General features: G+C 54.7%; 2 tRNA genes. Both read right to left on the bottom strand.

Features of this window, described 5'->3' with window-relative positions:
- Window positions 1-100 precede the first annotated feature (100 nt).
- A tRNA-Val gene (locus tag FE784_RS34725) sits at window positions 101-176 on the bottom strand.
- A 9-nt stretch (window positions 177-185) separates the two neighbouring features.
- Window positions 186-262: transfer RNA gene (locus FE784_RS34720), tRNA-Met, on the bottom strand.
- Window positions 263-344 lie beyond the last annotated feature (82 nt).

Below are 344 nucleotides of genomic sequence, written 5' to 3'. Positions count from 1 at the left end.
TGCGTGACAGGCAGGCATGTTAGGCCTCTACACCACAGCTCCATGTACTACGGTCTTACTATATTTCCCGGCAAAGCAACTACCCATGCTTAGGAAATAATGGTGGACGCTGACGGGATCGAACCGCCGACCCTCTGCTTGTAAGGCAGATGCTCTCCCGGCTGAGGTAAGCGTCCTTATAAGGTTGGTAGCGGCGGAGGGAGTCGAACCCACGACCTCACGGGTATGAACCGTACGCTCTAGCCAGCTGAGCTACACCGCCATAATTCAGGTTAAAACGGAGAGGAAGGGATTCGAACCCTTGCGGCTGTTACACCCTAACGCTTTAGCAAAGCGCCCCCTTC

The sequence above is a fragment of the Paenibacillus hemerocallicola genome (assembly GCF_006265175.1).
Taxonomy (GTDB): domain Bacteria; phylum Bacillota; class Bacilli; order Paenibacillales; family NBRC-103111; genus Paenibacillus_AB; species Paenibacillus_AB hemerocallicola.
Note: the sequence above shows the minus strand (reverse complement) of the source record. Positions and strands in the feature narration are given on the sequence as shown.